1 protein-coding gene is annotated in these 782 nt (G+C 65.6%); it reads left to right on the forward strand.

The window, feature by feature from the left end; genetic code table 11:
- On the forward strand, positions 1–782 hold a 782-nt coding region (locus tag LC039_RS26765), incomplete at both ends, for a urate hydroxylase PuuD (RefSeq protein ID WP_226629941.1).

The raw sequence follows: 782 nt of genomic DNA on the forward strand, positions 1-782 counted from the left end.
AAGTCGAAGCTCGGCGAGACGCCGACGCTGCTGATGGTGCTGCTCTTCGGCATGCTGGTGGTGATGTCCTGGGGCTACAACCACGTCTTCACCGGCCGCGCCGCGCTGCTGCACCTCGGCGCCTTCACCGCGACGATCATGACCGCCAACGTCTTCTTCATCATCATGCCGAACCAGCGCATCGTGGTGGACGACCTGAAGAACGGCCGCACCCCCGATCCCAAGTACGGCAAGATCGCCAAGCTGCGCTCGACCCACAACAACTACCTGACGCTGCCGGTCGTCTTCCTGATGCTGTCGAACCACTACCCGCTGGCCTTTGCCACCGACAACGCCTGGATCATCGCCAGCCTGGTGTTCCTGATGGGCGTGACGATCCGGCATTTCTTCAACTCGATGCACGCGCGCAAGGGCACGCCCTACTGGACTTGGGCGGTCACCGCGCTGCTGTTCATCGCCATCGCCTGGCTGTCGACCGCGCCGATGCTGGACAGCTACGAGGAGGCCGAGGCCCGGCCCCTCACCGCCGCCGAGCAGAAGTTCGCCGGGGCGACGGGCTTCGAGGACGCCTATTACGCGGTGATCGGCAATTGCTCGATGTGCCACGCGCGCGAGCCCTCGTGGGACGGGCTGCACCACCCGCCCAAGGGCGTGGTGCTGGAGACCGAATCCGACGTCGCACGCCATGCGAAATTGATCTTCCTGCAGGCCGGCGCGAGCCATGCCATGCCGCCGCCCAACGCCATCCAGATGGACGACGCGGCACGCCGCGAGATCGTGCA

The organism is Alloyangia pacifica (assembly GCF_020524285.1).
Classification (GTDB): domain Bacteria; phylum Pseudomonadota; class Alphaproteobacteria; order Rhodobacterales; family Rhodobacteraceae; genus Salipiger; species Salipiger pacificus_B.